The sequence below is a fragment of the Aquitalea magnusonii genome (assembly GCF_002217795.2).
In the GTDB taxonomy this organism is placed as follows: domain Bacteria; phylum Pseudomonadota; class Gammaproteobacteria; order Burkholderiales; family Chromobacteriaceae; genus Aquitalea; species Aquitalea magnusonii_B.
Map to the genome: position 1 here is coordinate 1,616,500 of NZ_AP018823.1, position 18,247 is coordinate 1,634,746.

Consider the following 18,247-nt stretch of genomic DNA (forward strand, 5'->3'; position numbering starts at 1 on the left):
GTGTTGCCGTACTGCTTGTACTGTCTGCGTCGGCGCGCCTTGGCTTGGGTTCTCTACGAGGTTTTGTTAGCAGCGCTAATAAGGAGAAGACGCATGTTTTATCAGGAATCCGGACAGTTCAGCACCCGCTACCGGCAGGATGGCCGCGCACTGCGGCTGTGGCAGCAGCGTGCCGCGCTGTGGGGCGTGCTGCTGCTGGCCTTCGGCCTGTTGCCCTTCATTGGCAACGACTACTGGTTCAGCGCCATTCTGATTCCGTTTCTGGTGTTGTCGCTGGCCGGGCTGGGGCTGAACCTGCTCACCGGCTATGCCGGCCAGTTGTCGCTGGGTTCGGCCGCCTTCATGGCGGTGGGGGCGTTTGCCAGCTACAAGCTGCAATTCCTGCTGCCGGGCCTGCCGCTCTTGCTCAGTTTTGTCGCCGGTGGCGTGGTGGCCGCGGCAGTGGGGGTGGTGTTCGGCCTGCCCAGCCTGCGCATCAAGGGCTTTTATCTGCTGGTGTCCACGCTGGCGGCGCAGTTCTTTGTCGAGTGGCTGCTCACCAAGTTTGCCTGGTTCTCCAACGGTAACGAGTCCGGCGTCATCACCGCGCCGCCGCTGCTGGTGGCCGGTCACGATTTTGGCAGCCCTGCCGGGCGCTACCTGCTCACCCTGAGTGTGGTGCTGCCGCTGTTTGTGCTGGCGGCCAATCTGGTACGCAGCAGCCTGGGCCGCAACTGGATGGCAGTACGCGACATGGATACCGCTGCTGCTGTCATCGGCATCCCCATCCTGCGCACCAAACTGCTGGCCTTTGCCATCAGCTCTTTCATCCTGGGGGTGGCTGGTTCCCTGTGGGCGTTTACCTATCTGGGCACGGTGGAGCCGCATGGCTTTGATCTCAGCCGCTCGTTTCAGGTGCTGTTCATCATCATCCTGGGTGGCATGGGCAGCATTCTGGGCAATTTCCTTGGCGCGGCCTTCATCGTGCTGCTGCCCATCGTGCTGTCCATCCTGTCCGGCAGCTTGCTCAGCGGGGTGCTGCCCGCCGGGCAGTTGGAGAACCTGCAAAAAATCATCTTTGGCGTGCTGATCATCCTGTTCCTGATCAAGGAACCGGATGGCCTGGCACGGCTGTGGCAAGGCTGGCGCGCCCGCGCCCGGCTGTGGCCACTGCGTTTCTGAGCGTTTTTGTCTTGTTGTTTCCGTTAGCAGTTTCGTCTACTGAACCAGGGAGTTTACCCATAATGAAAAATCATCTGCACACACTGAAAGGGGCGGTCGTACTGGCATTGGGCATGGCGGCAGCATCGGCCACGGCACAGGCGGGCGGCGAGCAGTATTTCCCGCTGCAAAGCTACCGCGTGGGGCCGTATGCGGCTGGCGGCACCGGCTTTTTCGGAGGCTTTATTGATTACCTGCAGTACGTGAATCTCAAGGAAGGCGGCGTCAACGGCGTCAAGCTGACCTGGAGCGAGTGCGAAACCGAATACGTGGTGGAAAAAGGGGTGGAGTGCTACGAGCGCCTGAAAAAAGGCCTGAACGGCGCACCGGCTGCTGCTACCAACCCGCTGTCGGTGGGCATTGCCTATGCCACGCTGGAGCGCTCCACCGCCGACAAGCTGCCGCTGATCACCATCAACCACGGCCGTACCGACTCCACCGATGGCAGCGTGTTTCCCTATGTATTCCCGCTGCAGCTGAACCCGTATTCCGAGGTGTCGGCCATCATCAACTACATCGGCCAGAAATCCGGCGGCCTTGCCAAGCTGAAGGGCAAGAAGATTGCCGTGCTCTACCACGGCTCGCCCTATGGCAAGGAAACCAACCCCATCCTGGAGCTGCTGTCGAAGAAATACGGCTTCCAGCTGGTGTCGCTGGAAGTGCCGCATCCGGGTAACGAGCAGCAGTCGCAGTGGCTGACCATCCGCCAGCAAAAACCGGACTGGGTGATTCTGCGCGGCTGGGGCGTGATGAACCCGGTGGCACTGAAAACCGCCCAGAAAACCGGTTATCCGGCAGACCACATCATCGGCAATATCTGGAGTAACTCGGAAGAAGACGCCGCCCCGGCCGGTGCCGCCGCCAAGGGCTTCATCTCGATCACCACCCACCCGTCCGGCACCCAGTTCCCGGTGCTGCAGGGCATCAAGAAAACCGTGCTGGATGCCGGCAAGGGCAATCTGGCCGACGCCAAGCGCTTTGGCACGGTGTATTACAACCTGGGCGTGGTCAACGGCATCCTGAACGTGGAAGCCGTGCGCCTGGCGCAGGCCAAGTTCGGCAAGAAACCGCTGACCGGCGAGCAGGTGCGCTGGGGCTTCGAGCACCTGCACTTTGACGACAAGCGGCTGAAGGAAGTGGGCGCGCTGGGCCTGTTGCAACCGCTGCAACTGAGTTGCGCCGACCACGAAGGCGGCGGTGCGGTGCGCTTCCAGCAGTGGGACGGCCAGCAGTGGAAGGTGATTTCGCCGTGGGTACAGGCCGACCGCAAGCTGCTGCGCCCCATCATCGAGGACTCCTCGCACAAGTACGCCAAGGAAAAGGGCATCACCCCGCGCGATTGCAGCAAGGAATCGTGATGGCCTGAGCCCGTCCACGCCCGGCGCGGCTTGCTGCGCCGGGTTTTTGTCACCCGGTTTTTGACGGATTGCGGAGTTGAATCATGAGCCAGCCCTTACTACAGGTGGAAGGCATTCAGGTGGTGTACAACCAGGCCATTCTGGCCGTGGGCAGTGTTTCCTTGCAGGTGGATGAGGGGCAGATCGTGGCCTTGCTGGGTGCCAATGGGGCAGGCAAGAGCAGCACGCTCAAGGCCATTGCCGGCCTGGTGGCAGCCGAGCGCGGCTGCCTGCAGCAAGGGCGCATTGTCTATGCCGGGCAGGATGTCAGCCATACTGCGCCGCATGAGCTGGTGCAGCGCGGGCTGGTGCAGGTGCTGGAAGGGCGGCATTGCTTTGCCCACCTGAGCGTGGAAGAAAACCTGCTGACCGGTGCCTTCGTGCGCAAGCCCAGCCGTGCTGCCTTGCAGCAGGACCTGGAACGCATTTACCAGTATTTCCCGCGGCTGAAAGAGCGTCGTCGCTCGCAGGCGGGCTATACCTCGGGCGGCGAGCAGCAGATGGTGGCCATTGGCCGCGCACTGATGGCCGCACCACGGCTGGTGTTGCTGGATGAGCCATCCATGGGACTGGCACCGAAAATCGTCGAGGAAATCTTCGAGATACTGCAGGCGCTGAACCGGCAGGAAGGGGTGAGCTTCCTGCTGGCCGAACAGAACGCCAACCTGGCCTTGCACTACAGCCATCAGGCCTATCTGCTGGAAAACGGCCATGTGGCGCTCTCCGGCAGTTCGGCCGAGCTGGCTGCGCGTGAAGACGTACATCAGTTCTATCTGGGCGGCAGCGTGGAAGCAGCATAGCCATTGTCAGTCCAAAACCTGGCCGGTGGCGGGGAGGTGGCCGCCACGCGCGGGCTTGGCGCGGCTAACACAAAACCTGCTGCCGCCTTGCCGTACTGCTGCGACTACCTGTGCCGGTGTGCCTGGCCGCGGGGCTAGGCTGTTTTTGTGCCGCCCTTAATCCTGTGCCGTGGCCTGACGGTACTGGCGCGGGGTAAAGCCGGTCAGCGCCTTGAACTGGCGGCTGAAGGCGCTGTGGTCGGTATAACCGCAGTGCAGGGCGACATCGGTGATGGCCATATCGCTGTGCAGCAGGCGGTGGGCATGTTCCAGCCTGGCCTTGTGTATCATCTGGCGCGGGGTCAGATGAAACACTTTCTTGCAATAGCGTTCCAGTTGGGCGGCGGAAACACCGGCAATGGCGGTCAGTTCGGCCATGCTGATGGAACGGTTGAAGTGCTTGCGGATGAATTCGTCCACCGCCACCAGCCGCTTGTAAGCCGGATGGGTGTTGCTGGCGGATTGCAGGTCCAGTGAAATGCCGATCAGGCCGATGATATCCCCCGCCGCGCTGTACAGCGGCCATTTGTAGGTCAGGCACCAGCCAGGCTCCCGGCTCTTGAACAGGTGCAGCTCCAACTGGTTTTCCAGCACCCGCCCTTCTTGCAGTACCTGCATGTCCTGCTCGGTATAGCCCGGCCCCAACTGGGCGGGAAACACCTGCGCGCTGGTCTTGCCCAGCAGCGGTTGCAGGCTTTTCAGGCCGCAGCGCGCCACCAGTGTGCTGTTGGCGCACAGATAGCGCGCCTGGCTGTCCTTGATGAAGATGGCGGCATTGGGGATGAGGTCCAGCACCGGCAGCAGCGGGGCCACCCCGGCCAGCAGCGCTTCGAGAGTGGCCGGGCGCATTTTCCCCTGCCATTGCGCGATGGTGTCCACCAGCTCGCCTGTCATCAGCTTTCTCCCTCCCCCTAAGGTGTCACCCCCGGTGGCCGTCCGGCAGCGGTTTTGATCGCGAAAACGCCAATTGTGCCGATTTCGTCATTGTCGCTGATGATAACCATCAAGAATGTTGGCGGCAATAAAGCCATTCTATGCAGGTGCTGACGCAGACGGATGCGGCACGAAGATGCAATGGAATCAAGGCACTGCAAGGCATTGCCCTGGCTGGCCCGGCCTGCTGCATCTGTCCGCCATCCGTCATTCAGGTTTTCAGAATGGACAGGCGAATGAAACAGATACACATCATCGACTCCCACACCGGGGGCGAACCCACCCGGCTGGTGATGCAAGGATTCCCGGCGCTAAGCGGCGGCAGCATGGCCGAGCAGCGCGAGCAATTGCGTCAGCAGCACGACCAGTGGCGTCGGGCCTGTTTGCTGGAGCCGCGCGGCAGCGAGGTGCTGGTGGGCGCGCTGTATTGCCCGCCGGTGTCGCCGGACGCCACTTGCGGGGTGATCTTCTTCAACAACACCGGTTATCTGGGCATGTGCGGCCACGGCACCATCGGCCTGATTGCCTCGCTGCATTACCAGGGCCTGATCGCGCCTGGCGTACACAAGATCGACACCCCGGTGGGGCCGGTCAGCGCCACCTTGCATGAGGATGGCGCGGTGACGCTGGGCAATGTGCCGGCTTACCGCTATCGCCAGCAGGTGGCGGTGGACGTGCCGGGTTACGGTGTGTTTCACGGTGACATTGCCTGGGGCGGCAACTGGTTCTTCCTGGTGTCCGAACACGGCATGACGCTGGACATGGCCAATGTGGAAGCGCTGACAGCCTTCACCTGGGCCATATTGCAAGCGCTGGAAGCACAGGGCATTACCGGGGCTGATGGCGCGCTGATCGACCACGTGGAGCTGTTTGCCGACGATGCCAGCGCCGACAGCCGCAATTTCGTCATGTGTCCGGGCAAGGCTTACGACCGTTCGCCCTGCGGCACCGGCACCAGCGCCAAGCTGGCCTGCCTGGCCGCCGACGGCAAGCTGGCCGAAGGCGAAGACTGGGTGCAGGCCGGCATCACCGGCAGCCAGTTCATCGGCCAATACCGGAGGGAGGGGGACTACATCCATCCCTTCATTACCGGTCGCGCCTTCGTCACCGCCAGCAGCACCCTGCTGATCGACCCGCAAGACCCTTTCGCCTGGGGCATCTGAGCCCCGTGCTGTACAGACAACACCCCATACACACACATACATACAAGCTGCAAGGAGCAAAACAATGAGCGACAACATTTTCACCGGCTGCATCCCGGCCCTGATGACCCCGTGTACCGCCGAGCGCAAGCCGGACTTTGACGCGCTGGTGGCAAAGGGGCGCGAGCTGATTGCCGCCGGCATGAGCGCGGTGGTGTATTGCGGCTCGATGGGCGACTGGCCGCTCTTGACCGAAGCCGAGCGTCAGGAAGGCGTGGCCCGCCTGGTGGCCGCCGGGGTGCCCACCATTGTCGGCACCGGCGCGGTGAACACCCGTGAGGCGGTATCCCATGCCGCCCATGCCGCCCGCGTTGGCGCGCATGGCCTGATGGTGATTCCGCGCGTGCTGTCGCGTGGCGCGTCCCCGACCGCGCAAAAGGCCCACTTTTCCGCCATCCTCGCCGCTGCACCCGACTTGCCCGCAGTCATCTACAACAGCCCCTACTACGGCTTTGCCACCCGTGCCGATTTGTTCTTCGAACTGCGCCGCAGCTATCCCAACCTGATCGGCTTCAAGGAATTCGGCGGTGCCGCCGACATGCGCTACGCCGCCGAGCACATCACCTCGCAGGATGATCAGGTCACCCTGATGGTGGGGGTGGACACCCAGGTGGTGCATGGCTTCGTCAACTGCAATGCCACCGGCGCCATTACCGGCATCGGCAATGCGCTGCCGCGCGAGGTGCTGCATCTGGTGGCGCTGAGCAAGGCCGCCGCCAAGGGAGACGCAGTAGCGCGCCGTCAGGCGCGCGAGCTGGAATCCGCGCTGGCGGTGCTGTCCTCCTTCGATGAAGGCTGCGATCTGGTGCTGTATTACAAGTACCTGATGGTGCTGAACGGTGACACCGAATACAGCCTGCACTTCAACGAAACCGATGCCCTGACCGAAGCCCAGCGCCGCTATGCCGAAACCCAGTACACGCTGTTCCGTAGCTGGTATCGCAACTGGTCGGCCGGGCTGAATGTGGCCTGAGCCAGACCTTGAGCAGCCGTGCCACGCCCGCGGCGTGGTCGGGACTTCATTTCAAGCAGGAAACCCTATGAATCTGACAGGCAAAATGCTGATTGGCGGGCAATCCATCAGTGGCAAGCGTGAAGCGCAGCACGCCATCAACCCGTCCACCGGCCAGACCCTGCAACCGGGCTATGCCGGGGGCGATCAGGCTCAGGTGGAACAGGCGTGCGCGCTGGCCTGGGCGGCGTTTGACAGCTACCGCGAAACCACGCCGGCACAGCGGGCGCAGTTGCTGGAAACCATTGCCGGGGAAATCGAAGCGCTGGGCGATGCGCTGATTGAACGCGCCATGCTGGAAACCGGTTTGCCGCAGGCCCGTTTGCAGGGCGAGCGGGCCCGCAGCTGCGGCCAGTTGCGCACCTTTGCCCGTACCGTGAGGGCTGGCGAATGGCTGGATGTGCGGGTTGATCAGGCCCAGCCCGCGCGCCAGCCGCTGCCGCGTGCCGACTTGCGCCAGCGCCAGATCCCGCTGGGGCCGGTGGCCGTTTTCGGGGCCAGCAACTTCCCGTTGGCGTTTTCGGTGGCCGGGGGCGATACCGCCTCGGCACTGGCGGCCGGTTGCCCGGTCATCGTCAAGGCGCACAGCGCCCATCCCGGCACCAGCGAACTGGTGGGCCAGGCCATTGTGCGCGCCTTAGAGCAATGCGGCCTGCCCGCCGGGGTATTTGCCCTGCTGTTTGGCAGTGGCCGCGAAGTAGGGCAGGCACTGGTGAACGATGCGCGCATCAAGGCGGTGGGCTTTACCGGCTCGCGTGCTGGCGGTCTGGCCCTGTGTCAGAGCGCACAGCAGCGTGCGGAGCCGATTCCGGTGTATGCGGAAATGAGCTCCACCAACCCGGTGTTCCTGCTGCCCGCTGCCTTGCAGGCACGCGGCGGGGTGCTGGCGCAGGGCTTTGTCGGCTCGTTGACGCAGGGGGCAGGGCAGTTCTGTACCAATCCCGGCCTGCTGGTGGCGCTACAAGGGCCGGCGCTGGAACAGTTTGTCGCCAGCGCGGCTGATTTGCTGCAACACAGTGCGGCGCAAACCATGCTGACGCCGGGCATCTGGGCGGCGTATCAGGACGGGGTGGACAGCCTGTCCCGCCACGCCAGCACCGTGGCCAAGGGCGTGTTGCCCACCGGCCCCAACCAGTGCCAGCCGCAGTTACTGCGGGTGCGGGCGGCGGAATATCTGGCCAATCCGGCCTTGCAGGCCGAGGTATTCGGCGCTGCCGCGCTGATTGTGCAATGCAGCGATGAGGTGGAGCTGCTGCAACTGGCGGAGGCGCTGGAAGGCCAGCTTACCGCCACGCTGCAACTGGATGACGACGATATCGCGCTGGCACGCCGCCTGTTGCCGGTGCTGGAGCGCAAGGCTGGCCGCATCCTGGTCAATGGCTGGCCCACCGGGGTGGAAGTGTGCGATGCCATGGTGCATGGCGGGCCGTTCCCGGCCACTTCGGATGTGCGCTCCACCTCGGTTGGCACCGCGGCCATCCAGCGCTTCCTGCGGCCGGTGTGCTATCAGGACCTGCCGGATGCACTGCTGCCAACCGCGCTGAAACATGCCAATCCGCAGGGCTTGCCACGCCTGCTGGATGGCGTGCGGGAGGCCTGAGCCATGGCCGATACCCATGTTGCGGGCGACGAAGTCATCGTGGTGGGGGCCGGGGTGGTCGGCATCGCCATTGCGCTGCAACTGCGGCTGGAAGGCTTTGCCGTCACCCTGCTGGACCGTGGCGAACCGGCCATGGAAACCAGCTATGGCAATGCCGGTGCCTTTGCCATCAGCGATGTGATACCGCTGGCCGAACCCGGCGTGCTGCGCAAGGTGCCCGGCTGGATGCTGGACCCGCTGGGGCCACTGGCCCTGCGCTGGCGCTACCTGCCCAGCCTGCTGCCATGGCTGCTGCGTTTTCTGGCTGCCAGCCGCCCCAGCCGGGTGGCTACGCTTACCCGCGATCTGTCCGCCTTGCTGGGACGGGTGAATCAGGACTACGCCGCGCTGATCGACAAGGCCGGGCTCACGGCCATGTGGCGACGCCACGGCAACCTCACCCTCTACCGCAATCAGCAGGAGTTCGATGCCGCCCTGCCCGCCTGGCAGGAAAAGCGCCGCCACGGCGTGCAATGGCATGCCTTGTCACGCAGCCAGTTGCTGGCGCAGGAACCCTTGCTGGCCGAAGAATGGCAATACGCAGTGCGGGTGCCGGACTGGTCGCATGTGGACGATCCCTACACCTTCAGCCGCGGTCTGTTTGATGCCTTTGTCCGTGAAGGCGGACGTTTTGTGCAGGATGAGGTGCTGGCCACGCTGGAGCAGGGTGGGCGCGTCAGCGGGGTGGAGACAGCCCACCATGGCCGCTTGCAGGCGGCTGCCACGGTGATTGCCTGCGGCGTGTGGAGCGACCGCTTTACCCGTCAGCATCGTTACCGCGTGCCGCTGGAAAGCGAACGCGGCTATCACGTCAACCTGCCCAGGGCCGGAATGAAGCTGCACCACTTCATCCAGTGCGCCAGCGAAAGCTTTGTCATCCTGCCCATGGCGGATGGCGGCCTGCGCCTGGCCGGCACGGTGGAGCTGGCACACCGTGATGCCGCGCCCGACTGGCGGCGCGCCCACATCCTGCTGGACAAGGCGCGGCGCATCGTCGGCGATTTTTCCACCGCAGACATGACGGTATGGATGGGCAACCGCCCCTCACTGCCGGACACCTTGCCCATCATCGGCCCGGCTCCGCAGCAGCCCGGCCTGTGGTTTGCCACCGGTCATGGCCATCTGGGCCTCACCCTGGCCGCCACCACGGCGCTTCTGCTGGCTGACATGCTGCAGGGCAAGACGCCCGCCCTGGACATGCAGCCCTACCGCATGTGTCGTTTTTGATCCTGCCTCGGGCCGGCGCAGACCGGTAAGGGCAGGAGAGCAGTAGCAGGGGGAACCACCTGGTTTCTCTTGAATAAATGCAGCATCAAAGGAGAAATGACATGGCACAGAACAAACTGTTTGCCCAGCTGAACTGGGTGGTGGCGCTGGGGGGCATGATGGCACCGTTTGCCATTGCTGCCGCGCATGCCGATACCGTGGTGAAGATCGGCTTTTCCTCGCCCTTGTCCGGCCCGCAGGCGCATTACGGCAAGGACAATGAAAACGCCACCAAAATGGCCATTGACGACATCAATGCCAAGGGCCTGGTGGTGGGCGGGCAGAAAATCAAGTTCGAACTGGTGTCGGAGGATGATCAGGCCGACCCGCGCATTGGCACCCAGGCGGCGCAGCGGCTGGTGGATGCCGGGGTGAAGGCGGTGATTGGCCACTTCAATTCCGGGGTGTCGATTCCGGCCTCGCGCATTTATTCCGATGCCGGCATTCCGCAGCTATCGGTGTCCACCAACCCGGCCTACACCCAGCAAGGCTATAAAACCACCTTCCGTCTGGTGGGCAGCGACAGCCAGGTGGGCGGGGCGCTGGGTCAGTTTGCCGTCAAGACGCTGAAGGCCAAGAGCATTGTCGCGATCGACGACCGCACCGCCTATGGCCAGGGTATTGCCGACGAGTTTGTCAAAGCCGTCACCGCCAATGGCGGCAAGGTGGCACGGCGTGAATTCACCACCGACAAGGCCACCGATTTCACCTCCATCCTGACGGCAGTCAAGGCGGTTAATCCGGATGTCATCTTCTATGGCGGAGCCGATGCCCAGGCCGCGCCGATGGCCAAGCAGCTTAAGCGGCTGGGCTTGAAGGCCAGGCTGATGGGCGGCGATATGATGAACACGCCCACTTTCCTGCAACTGGCCGGTGCCGATGCTGCCGGACATTACTCGGCAGTGCCAGGCGGTGTGCTCAACGCCCGTCCGGCGGGCAAGGCGTTTGAAACCCGCTACAAGGCACGCTTCCACCAGGACGTGGTATTGCTGGGGCCGCAGTTTTACGACGGGGTGATGCTGGTGGCCGAGGCGATGAAGCAGGCGGGCTCGGTTGAACCGGCCAAATACCTGCCCAAGTTGGCGGCTATCCGCTACAGCGGCGTGACGGCGGACTTTGCCTTTACCGCCAACGGCAATTTGCAAAAAGCCCCGGTAACGCTGTCGGTGGTGAAAAACAATGCCTGGACGGTGGAGTCCGTCGTCCGTTGAGTCCTTGGTGCTGAGCCAGACAGTCACTACCGTTTTCCCCGCGTTCTCAGCAGTCTCATGCCTGGGCCGGCGCGCTGCATTGCAGCCTGCCGGCCGCTTTTTCATCCGGCGGCAGTATTGTGTCCGGCAGCGCTTATCGGCCCCGTTTTTAGCTGGCTTGCCTGCTGCCGCTTGCTTGCGCCGCGCCATGTGCGGCGCAGCAATCTGCATCCGTCCGCAGCGTAAATGCAGGCGGCTGGGTCAATTTCACGGGCAAAAGGTGTATCGTGGAGGCTTGCCGCAGTCGCGGGCAGGACTCTGCACCGCATCTGCCGGCTACCAGTATTCATGCAGGATTTGCCTGTCTGCCATCTGTGCGGCCCACCGCCGGTGGCAAGGCGGCAAGCCCTGTCAGTGACAGCACAGCACGCAGAAAATCTGTATCGGGAATCGGAGCAATGAGCAAAACAGACAAGCAGGGCCTCACCACCACCATCGTGCATCGCGACCGCCGTGCCGGCATGGAGCATGGCGCATTGCGCGCACCGCTGCACAGCTCGGTGCAGTACGGGCTGGAAAGCGTGGAGGACCTGATCGGCATCTTCCAGGGAAGCAAAAAGGGTGGTTTCAACTATGCCCGCCAGGGTACACCCACCACGGCGATGCTGGAGGCCAAGATCAACGAGATTGAAGGCGGCGTGGGTACGGTGTGCTTTGCCACCGGCATGGGAGCGATTGCCGCCATCTTCCTTACCCTGCTCAAGGCGGGAGATCACATCGTCTCCAGCCGCCATGTGTTTGGCAATACCAATAGCCTGCTGGGTACGCTGCGCCAGTTCGGTGTGGAGGTCAGCATGGTGGACATGGCCTCTGCCGACAGCGTGGCGGCGGTGCTGACCCCGGCTACCCGCATGGTGTTTGTGGAAACCATTGCCAATCCCGGCACCCAGATTGCCGACCTGCAAGGCATTGGCAGCCTGTGCCGCGCGCACGGGCTGGTTTATGTGGTGGACAACACCATTACCTCACCGGCCCTGTTTAACCCGGCCAGCGTGGGGGCCAGCCTGGTGGTCAATTCCCTGACCAAGACCATCTCCGGCCACGGCGCGGCGCTGGGTGGCGCGGTGACTGATACCGGCCTGTTTGATTGGGCCGGCTATCCCAATATCGCCGATGAATACCGCAAGGTGGCGGTGGCGCAGCAGGGCCTTACCCAGATCCGCAAGAAGGGCTTGCGCGACATGGGCGCTTCCTTGTCCTCCGAACACGCCAACCAGATTTCCATCGGCATGGAAACACTTGCGCTGCGGGTGAAACACAGCAGCGCCAGCGCCCAGCGGCTGGCCGAATACCTGGCGGCACACCCGGCGGTACGCAAGGTGTGCTATCCCGGCCTGGCCAGCCATCCGCAGCATCAGCGCGCCAGTAAGCTGTTTCGTGCCAATGCCTGGCTGCTGTCCTTCGAGCTGCGCGCTGCCGAGCAGACCAATGCCTTCCTCAATGCCCTGCAACTGCCGATCAAGGCCACCGGCCTGGGGGATACCCGCACCCTGGTGATTCCGGTGGCCGCCACCATTTTCTGGGAAGCCGGCCCGGAAAAACGCAAGGAAATGGACATCCCGGATGGCATGGTTCGGGTATCGGTGGGGCTGGAGGAAGTGGAAGACTTGATCGCCGACTTCGCTCGTGCCTTGGATACGCTGGCCTGAGTTGCACGCTGGCCGCCGGCACCGGCCAGGGTGCAGGCAGGGCATCTCCCGCTGCGCCATATGCGCCTGAGTTCTGCAGCGCAAGTGCTCAGTGGCCTTGTTCCAGCGCGGCGGCCACCGCTTTGCCCAGGGTCTCGGTATTGGCATTGCCCCCCATGTCCGGGGTGCGCGGGCCGTGTTCCAGGACATGATGGATGGCCGCCATGATGGCATCGTGTGCCCCCTGGTAGCGGGCATCGCCTTGCCCCAGAAATTCCAGCATCATCGCGCCGCACCAGATCATGGCAATCGGGTTGGCAATGCCCTGGCCGAAGATGTCGGGGGCGGAGCCGTGTACCGGCTCGAATAGCGAGGGGAAGTTGCGTTCCGGGTTGAGGTTGGCCGATGGGGCAATGCCGATGGTGCCGGTGCAGGCCGGGCCCAGGTCGGACAGGATGTCGCCAAACAGATTGGAGGCCACCACCACGTCAAAGCGCTCCGGGCTGAGGACGAAGCGCGCGGTGAGGATGTCGATGTGGTATTTGTCCCAGGCCACATCCGGGTAGTGAGCGGCCATGGCTTCCAGCCGCTCGTCCCAGTAGGGCATGCTGATGGCGATGCCGTTGGATTTGGTGGCGGAGGTGAGGTGTTTTTTCGGCCGTTTTTGTGCCATCTCGAAGGCAAACTTCAGGATGCGATCGGTGCCGTGGCGGGTAAAGATGGATTCCTGCAGCACGGTTTCCCGCTCGGTGCCTTCAAAAATGCGGCCGCCGATGGAGGAGTACTCGCCCTCGGTGTTTTCGCGCACCACCATGAAGTCGATATCGCCCACCTGCTTGCCGGCCAGCGGGCAGGGGATGCCGGGCATCAGCCGCACCGGACGCACATTGGCATACTGGTCGAACTCGCGGCGGAACTTCAGCAGCGAGCCCCATAGCGAGACATGGTCCGGCACCTTGTCCGGCCAGCCGACTGCGCCAAAATAAATGGCATCGCAGCCGGATAGCTGCGCATGCCAGTCGTCCGGCATCATCTGCCCGTGTTGCAGGTAGTAATCGCAATTGGCCCAGTCGAATACCTGAAATTCCAGCTCCAGACCAAACCGGCGGCTGGCCGCCTGCAATACGCGCAAGCCTTCCGGCATTACTTCCTGGCCAATGCCATCCCCGGCAATCACGGCAATTTTGTGTTTCATGGTGTCTACTTTCATCCAGCGACGGTGCAAAAGCTTAGCTTAACAAGCTACGAATTATTTACAATTGACGCGACTGTTGATTGATTGGATACGAATCGTGAACGACAAGCCGCAACTGGATGATCTGCAATTGTTTTGTCAGGTGGTGCGTCACCGCAGCTTTGCCGCCACCGCCCGTGCCATGGGGGTGTCCAAGGCGCTGGTCAGCAAGCGTATCGGCCTGCTGGAACAGGTGATCAAGGAGCGTCTGTTTCACCGCACCACGCGCCATGTCGGGCTGACGGCGCAGGGCGAGGTGGTACACCAGTGGGCGCTGCGCATTCTGGAAGATGTGCGGCTGATGGGCGAGGCGGTGTCACAGGAGAAGTCACAGGCCGACGGGCTGATCCGCATCTGCAGCAGCAGCGGCTTTGGCCGCAGCAAGCTGGCGGCGGCATTGTCGGCGCTGGCCCTGCAGCAGCCACAACTGGAAATACAACTGGAATTGCTGGACCGGGCGGTGGATCTGGTGGAGGAGGGTTTCCAACTGGATATCCGGGTGGGCAGCGTGCGTGAAGGCAATGTGATTACCCGCCGCATTGCCGCCAACCGGCGGATTTTGTGTGCCGCGCCATCCTATGTGGCTGCGCATGGCATGCCGCAGTCGGTGTCCGCGCTGCCCCGGCATCAGTGTATTCTCATCCGCGAGCGGGATCAGGACTATGGCCGCTGGACGCTGCACGGCCCGCAAGGGGAGGCGGTGGTGCGGGTGGGCGGGCGGCTGGCCAGCAATAATGGCGAAATCGCCCGGCAATGGGCGCTGGACGGGCATGGCATCATCCTGCGCTCGGCCTGGGATGTGGCGGATGATGTGCAGCACGGACGCCTGCTGCACATCTTGCCTGAGCAATACCAGCCGGCCGATGTCTGGGCGGTGTATCCGGAACGCTCTTCCGCTTCGGCCAAGGTGCGGGTGTGCATTGCTTTTCTGCAGCAATGGTTTGCCACCCGCCTGGCAGGCTAGGCCGCTCAGCGGGCAGGACATCTACCAGGCGGTGCGCCCGGCTGCCGGGCCGTCGGCATGCTGGCGCATGAAGTTGCGCAGATGCTCGACAAAACAGCTCACCTTGGCCGACAGGTTCAGCCTTGCCATGTATACCGCGTAGACATCGGCTGGCGGGGTGTCGAATTCCGCCAGCACCTGGACCAGCCTGCCGCTGCGCAGGTATTTGGCCACATCCTATTCCGCCCGCATCAGGATGCCATAGCCATCCAGCGCCCAGTTCAGCGCTACCTCGCCATCATTGGTGCTGAGCGCGCCATGTACTTTCACCGTTTCCGTCTGCTTGCCATGGCTCAGTCGCCAGTTGCCCGCCGCCATTTCATTTTGTCGCAGCACGATGCACTGGTGGCGGGTGAGGTCGTGCGGCGTCTGCGGGCTGCCGGCGGCGGCCAGATAAGCCGGCGAGGCGCACAGCAGGCGGCGGTTGGCGGCAATTTTCTTGGCAATCAGGCGGGAGTCCGGTGCTTCGCCAAAGAGGATGGCGATATCAATGGCCTCATCCGGCAGGTTGACCGGGCGGTCGCTCAGGTGCAGCTGGACTTCCACTTCCGGATAACGCCGATTGAAAGCCGAAATCGCCGGGCCGATGTAGGAGCGCCCGAAGCCTAGTGGCGCGTTGATGCGCAGCAGTCCTTTGGGCGTGGCGGTGAATACCGGCTGCTGGGCGCATCGCCGCGGCAAGATTCGCGTCCATGCCGACCTGTCCTATGAAATCCTGTCCCACGAAGGAGTGGTGCTGTGAAAAAAATCCTGACAACTCCGATCAAAGATGAAGACCTGGCCGAGCTGCGCATTGGCGACGTGGTGTATCTCACCGGCCAGTTGGTGACCTGTCGCGATGTGGCGCACTGCCGCCTGATCGAACAAGGCCGTGAGCTGCCGGTGAATCTGGAAGGCGGGGCCATCTTTCATGCCGGCCCCATCGTGCGCAAAAAGGACGACGGCAGGTTTGAAATGGTGTCCATCGGCCCCACCACCAGCATGCACATGGAAAAGTTCGAGCGTGAATTCATCAAACAGACCGGGGTAAAGCTGATTGTCGGCAAGGGCGGCATGGGGCCGGAAACCGCTGCCGGCTGCCAGGAGCACAAGGCTGTGCATGCCATCTTCCCCGGTGGTTGCGCCGTGCTGGCCGCCACGCTGGTGGAGGAAATCGAAGGTGCCGAATGGCAGGACCTGGGCATGCCGGAAACCTTGTGGATCAACCGGGTACGGGTATTCGGCCCGTTGATCATCTCCATCGACACCCAGGGCAATAACCTGATCCAGCAAAACAAGCAGCAGTTCCAGGCCAGGAAAAAACCGGTGCTGGACAAAATCTGCCAGCAACTGAGCTTCATCAAGTAAACCGCAATCCTGTCTGGCTGCCAGCGTGCTGGTGGCTACTGCGGCCTTGTGCGGAGGCATGGTAAAGTGCCTCCGTTTTTTTGTTGCTGCATTGCTTTCGGCGCTGCAGTGCCGATGGCGTATAATTGCGAGTCTTACTCATTACCGTATGCCATCCTGGCCGCCGCGCCTGCCGCCAAGGCCGCGCGGCTGCTGGCAGCCGCTGCACTTTCCCTAAGCGATCCACAATGCATTTTGACAATCTCCCCATCCTGCTCATCCTGGCCATCTCCCTGATCGGCAATAATTTCACCGTGTCGATTGCGGCACTGGTGCTCTTGCTGATCAAGCTGCTGGGGCTGGATAGCTGGCTGCCGGTCATCGAATCCAAGGGCATCAATGTCGGCGTGGCTGTGCTGACGGCTGCGGTCTTGGTGCCGGTGGTGTCCGGCCGGGTGGATGCCAACAGTATTGCCAATGTATTCAAGTCCCCGGCGGGGGTGATTGCGGTGCTGACCGGTTTGCTGGTGGCCTGGATTGCCGCGCAGGGCGTGCCGTTCATGAAGTCCTCGCCGGAGGCGGTGACGGCGCTGATGATAGGCACCTTGATTGGCGTGTGTTTTTTCCGCGGCCTGGCGGTGGGGCCGCTGATTGCCGGTGGCGTGGTGGCGCTGCTGCTGGGGCTGCTGAAACTGTAAGGCCGGCAGCACGCCAGCACGGCACCTGATCCAGATCAACCATAGCTGCCGACGCGCTGCCTGGCGGTTCACCGGTGTGGCCAAACAGTGATATCTTGCCCGCCATGAAAGCCTGTTACCGTTTCCTGCTCATGCTGCTGTTTGCGCTGCCTGCACTCAATGTGCTGGCGGCGGGGATGGACATGGCCATGGCAAACCGGGCAGGCCTGTCTGAGGACTGCATCGCACATGCAGCGCATGCGTCTTGTCATCAGCACGCCGCAGGCAAGCTTTCCACGCCCGGCAGCCCGCAACAATCCGCCCATGCCCTGCCTTGCAGCAGCGGCTGTGTGCAGCATTGCGCGCCTGCGCTGCTGCTGCAGCCCACCTTATCGGTCGCGCTCTGGGCCGGATCCGGTATTCTGCAGCCCATTCAGCCGCCCTTGCTGGCCGGCATCACGCTTTCTCCGCCACATCGCCCTCCGTTGACAGTCTGATTGCATCTTGCAACGTTCCGGCCTGCTGGCCGGTTTTCGCAGCATTGTCATCACCACAAGGAGGGCCAGCATGGCCACCATTCGTACTCACGTTCTTGCTGTCTTGCTCGGCGCATTCAGCACTGCGGCTGTGGCCGCCACCCCGCTCACGCTGTACAAGAGTCCCAGTTGCAGTTGCTGCGAGGCGTATATCAGCTATCTGCGCCACAACGGTTTTGCTGTCACGGCCATCAATCGGGAGGACATGCAGGCGGTCAAGCAGCAACTGGGCGTCACGCCCGGTCTGGGCAGTTGCCATAGTGCCAAGCTTGGCCGCTACACCATTGAAGGCCATGTGCCGGTGGCCGCCATTCGCCAGTTGCTGGCCAGCCAGGCCGATGTGGTGGGCCTGTCCGCGCCCGGCATGCCGCTGAACAGTCCCGGCATGGGTGAGGAAAAGCCCGGAACCCTGGCTATTTACACCATGCGCAAGGATCAGCGTACCGGCGTGCTGTTCGGTCGTTTCTGAGTCATCACCCGACGGGGTGGGGGCGGCGCAAGCGTTCTCCACCGCGCCGGGCAGGAGCCAAGCAATGCAATATCAAGCAATTTTCTTATTGGCGCTGTTGCTGCCGGTGGGCTGCGCCATGGCGCAGCAGCCGCATGCAATAGACGGTCCGCAAGGCTTTGCCTTTGGTCAGCCCGCGGCAGCGGAGGAGGCCAGCCGGACCATCCATGTGGACGCCAGCGACAAGATGCAACTGCAATTCGATGCCATGGATATCCGGGCGGGTGAAGTCGTCAAATTCATCGTTCACAACCGCGGTCAGGCCCGGCATGAGTTCAGCATTGGCGATGAGGCCTTTGGCCGGCAGCATTTATCGGCCATGCGTCAGCAAATGAGCGGGATGGCACATCAGCATCACGCTGGCAATGTGCTGTCACTTGAAGGCGGCCAGACCGGAACCATGGTCTGGCGTTTTGCCGCGGGCAAGGGCAAGACCGTGCTGTTTGCCTGCTACATTCCGGGCCATTTCCAAGCCGGCATGTATCGCCGTCATGTCTTGCTGCCGCCGCTGGCAGCCGGCTAGTTTGGCTGGTGGCCGGAGGTGGTATGTTGGCCAACTGGCGGCAGTGATGCGGCTTGCCATCGGATCCGATGACA

The 18,247-nt window shown here is 62.9% G+C and carries 19 protein-coding genes; 15 read left to right on the forward strand and 4 right to left on the reverse strand.

The genetic code is table 11. The features are described from left to right. Window positions 1–93 precede the first annotated feature (93 nt). The 3 genes from DLM_RS07800 to DLM_RS07810 all read left to right on the forward strand — a co-directional run bounded on the left by DLM_RS07800 (window position 94) and on the right by DLM_RS07810 (window position 3,397). Entirely contained in the window at window positions 94–1,161 is a 1,068-nt protein-coding gene (locus DLM_RS07800; RefSeq protein ID WP_089084216.1) for a branched-chain amino acid ABC transporter permease, read from the forward strand. 62 nt (window positions 1,162–1,223) lie between these two features. Next, window positions 1,224–2,558, forward strand: coding sequence for an ABC transporter substrate-binding protein (locus tag DLM_RS07805; protein ID WP_089084217.1), 1,335 nt, complete (start codon window positions 1,224–1,226; stop codon window positions 2,556–2,558). Between the two features lie 83 nt (window positions 2,559–2,641). Then, window positions 2,642–3,397 carry an ABC transporter ATP-binding protein gene (locus tag DLM_RS07810; RefSeq protein ID WP_045848236.1) on the forward strand — a complete coding sequence of 252 codons (756 nt, stop codon included), beginning with the start codon at window positions 2,642–2,644 and terminating at the stop codon, window positions 3,395–3,397. Window positions 3,398–3,553: 156 nt separating this feature from the next. Here the strand turns inward: DLM_RS07810 and DLM_RS07815 are convergent, their stop codons facing one another. Beyond that, window positions 3,554–4,330, reverse strand: a complete 777-nt coding sequence (locus DLM_RS07815; RefSeq protein ID WP_089084218.1) for an AraC family transcriptional regulator — start codon at window positions 4,328–4,330, stop codon at window positions 3,554–3,556. Between the two features lie 275 nt (window positions 4,331–4,605). Here DLM_RS07815 and DLM_RS07820 point away from each other — a divergent pair, with 275 nt between their 5' ends. The 6 genes from DLM_RS07820 to DLM_RS07845 all read left to right on the forward strand — a co-directional run bounded on the left by DLM_RS07820 (window position 4,606) and on the right by DLM_RS07845 (window position 12,387). Further along, complete coding sequence (locus tag DLM_RS07820) at window positions 4,606–5,532, forward strand: 4-hydroxyproline epimerase (RefSeq protein WP_089084264.1); 927 nt, start codon at window positions 4,606–4,608, stop codon at window positions 5,530–5,532. Between the two features lie 64 nt (window positions 5,533–5,596). Continuing rightward, window positions 5,597–6,544, forward strand: coding sequence for a dihydrodipicolinate synthase family protein (locus DLM_RS07825; protein ID WP_089084219.1), 948 nt, complete (start codon window positions 5,597–5,599; stop codon window positions 6,542–6,544). A gap of 67 nt (window positions 6,545–6,611) precedes the next feature. Beyond that, on the forward strand, window positions 6,612–8,183 hold the full coding sequence (locus tag DLM_RS07830) for an aldehyde dehydrogenase (NADP(+)) (protein WP_089084220.1): 1,572 nt from the start codon (window positions 6,612–6,614) through the stop codon (window positions 8,181–8,183). A 3-nt stretch (window positions 8,184–8,186) separates the two neighbouring features. Continuing rightward, a complete protein-coding gene (locus tag DLM_RS07835; protein WP_089084221.1) occupies window positions 8,187–9,449 on the forward strand; it encodes an NAD(P)/FAD-dependent oxidoreductase in 1,263 nt (420 codons plus the stop codon). A 101-nt stretch (window positions 9,450–9,550) separates the two neighbouring features. Then, a complete protein-coding gene (locus DLM_RS07840; protein ID WP_089084222.1) occupies window positions 9,551–10,699 on the forward strand; it encodes a branched-chain amino acid ABC transporter substrate-binding protein in 1,149 nt (382 codons plus the stop codon). Between the two features lie 437 nt (window positions 10,700–11,136). Continuing rightward, entirely contained in the window at window positions 11,137–12,387 is a 1,251-nt protein-coding gene (locus tag DLM_RS07845) for a cystathionine gamma-synthase family protein (RefSeq protein WP_089084223.1), read from the forward strand. 88 nt (window positions 12,388–12,475) lie between these two features. Here DLM_RS07845 and DLM_RS07850 read toward each other — a convergent pair whose 3' ends face one another. Next, the gene (locus DLM_RS07850; RefSeq protein WP_089084224.1) at window positions 12,476–13,561 is read right to left on the reverse strand and encodes a tartrate dehydrogenase; all 1,086 of its coding nucleotides are present in this window, start codon (window positions 13,559–13,561) and stop codon (window positions 12,476–12,478) included. 97 nt (window positions 13,562–13,658) lie between these two features. On the opposite strand from DLM_RS07850, the gene DLM_RS07855 reads away from it, so the two are divergent. Continuing rightward, complete coding sequence (locus DLM_RS07855) at window positions 13,659–14,564, forward strand: LysR family transcriptional regulator (protein ID WP_089084225.1); 906 nt, start codon at window positions 13,659–13,661, stop codon at window positions 14,562–14,564. Between the two features lie 21 nt (window positions 14,565–14,585). Here DLM_RS07855 and DLM_RS23490 read toward each other — a convergent pair whose 3' ends face one another. Both DLM_RS23490 and DLM_RS07860 read right to left on the reverse strand, forming a co-directional pair. Next, window positions 14,586–14,777, reverse strand: coding sequence for a hypothetical protein (locus DLM_RS23490; RefSeq protein ID WP_197715533.1), 192 nt, complete (start codon window positions 14,775–14,777; stop codon window positions 14,586–14,588). A gap of 3 nt (window positions 14,778–14,780) precedes the next feature. Further along, a complete protein-coding gene (locus DLM_RS07860) occupies window positions 14,781–15,284 on the reverse strand; it encodes a LysR substrate-binding domain-containing protein (RefSeq protein ID WP_197715534.1) in 504 nt (167 codons plus the stop codon). A gap of 57 nt (window positions 15,285–15,341) precedes the next feature. Between DLM_RS07860 and ttdB the strand changes: the two genes are divergently transcribed. From ttdB to DLM_RS07890, 5 genes are all read left to right on the forward strand, one after another. Continuing rightward, on the forward strand, window positions 15,342–15,950 hold the full coding sequence (gene ttdB / locus DLM_RS07870) for a L(+)-tartrate dehydratase subunit beta (protein ID WP_089084226.1): 609 nt from the start codon (window positions 15,342–15,344) through the stop codon (window positions 15,948–15,950). A gap of 227 nt (window positions 15,951–16,177) precedes the next feature. Continuing rightward, window positions 16,178–16,627: a DUF441 domain-containing protein gene (locus DLM_RS07875; RefSeq protein ID WP_089084227.1), complete on the forward strand. Its 450-nt coding sequence runs from the start codon at window positions 16,178–16,180 to the stop codon at window positions 16,625–16,627. A gap of 104 nt (window positions 16,628–16,731) precedes the next feature. Next, the gene (locus DLM_RS07880; RefSeq protein WP_089084228.1) at window positions 16,732–17,103 is read left to right on the forward strand and encodes a hypothetical protein; all 372 of its coding nucleotides are present in this window, start codon (window positions 16,732–16,734) and stop codon (window positions 17,101–17,103) included. 70 nt (window positions 17,104–17,173) lie between these two features. Beyond that, window positions 17,174–17,611 (forward strand): DUF411 domain-containing protein, encoded by a 438-nt coding sequence (locus DLM_RS07885; RefSeq protein ID WP_089084229.1) that lies wholly within the window; start codon window positions 17,174–17,176, stop codon window positions 17,609–17,611. A gap of 64 nt (window positions 17,612–17,675) precedes the next feature. Further along, window positions 17,676–18,173 carry a cupredoxin domain-containing protein gene (locus DLM_RS07890; RefSeq protein ID WP_089084230.1) on the forward strand — a complete coding sequence of 166 codons (498 nt, stop codon included), beginning with the start codon at window positions 17,676–17,678 and terminating at the stop codon, window positions 18,171–18,173. Window positions 18,174–18,247: the final 74 nt, after the last annotated feature.

Bases quoted from the DNA above. Each gene is read 5' to 3' on its own strand.
- DLM_RS07810 (WP_045848236.1), top strand. From the start codon at position 2,642: ATGAGCCAGCCCTTACTACAGGTGGAAGGCATTCAGGTGGTGTACAAC.
- DLM_RS07805 (WP_089084217.1), top strand. From the start codon at position 1,224: ATGAAAAATCATCTGCACACACTGAAAGGGGCGGTCGTACTGGCATTG.
- DLM_RS07850 (WP_089084224.1), bottom strand. From the start codon at position 13,561: ATGAAACACAAAATTGCCGTGATTGCCGGGGATGGCATTGGCCAGGAA.
- DLM_RS07820 (WP_089084264.1), top strand. From the start codon at position 4,606: ATGAAACAGATACACATCATCGACTCCCACACCGGGGGCGAACCCACC.
- DLM_RS07800 (WP_089084216.1), top strand. From the start codon at position 94: ATGTTTTATCAGGAATCCGGACAGTTCAGCACCCGCTACCGGCAGGAT.
- DLM_RS07880 (WP_089084228.1), top strand. From the start codon at position 16,732: ATGAAAGCCTGTTACCGTTTCCTGCTCATGCTGCTGTTTGCGCTGCCT.
- DLM_RS07835 (WP_089084221.1), top strand. From the start codon at position 8,187: ATGGCCGATACCCATGTTGCGGGCGACGAAGTCATCGTGGTGGGGGCC.
- DLM_RS07890 (WP_089084230.1), top strand. From the start codon at position 17,676: ATGCAATATCAAGCAATTTTCTTATTGGCGCTGTTGCTGCCGGTGGGC.
- DLM_RS07830 (WP_089084220.1), top strand. From the start codon at position 6,612: ATGAATCTGACAGGCAAAATGCTGATTGGCGGGCAATCCATCAGTGGC.
- DLM_RS07845 (WP_089084223.1), top strand. From the start codon at position 11,137: ATGAGCAAAACAGACAAGCAGGGCCTCACCACCACCATCGTGCATCGC.
- DLM_RS07875 (WP_089084227.1), top strand. From the start codon at position 16,178: ATGCATTTTGACAATCTCCCCATCCTGCTCATCCTGGCCATCTCCCTG.
- DLM_RS07825 (WP_089084219.1), top strand. From the start codon at position 5,597: ATGAGCGACAACATTTTCACCGGCTGCATCCCGGCCCTGATGACCCCG.
- DLM_RS07840 (WP_089084222.1), top strand. From the start codon at position 9,551: ATGGCACAGAACAAACTGTTTGCCCAGCTGAACTGGGTGGTGGCGCTG.
- DLM_RS07885 (WP_089084229.1), top strand. From the start codon at position 17,174: ATGGCCACCATTCGTACTCACGTTCTTGCTGTCTTGCTCGGCGCATTC.
- DLM_RS07815 (WP_089084218.1), bottom strand. From the start codon at position 4,330: ATGACAGGCGAGCTGGTGGACACCATCGCGCAATGGCAGGGGAAAATG.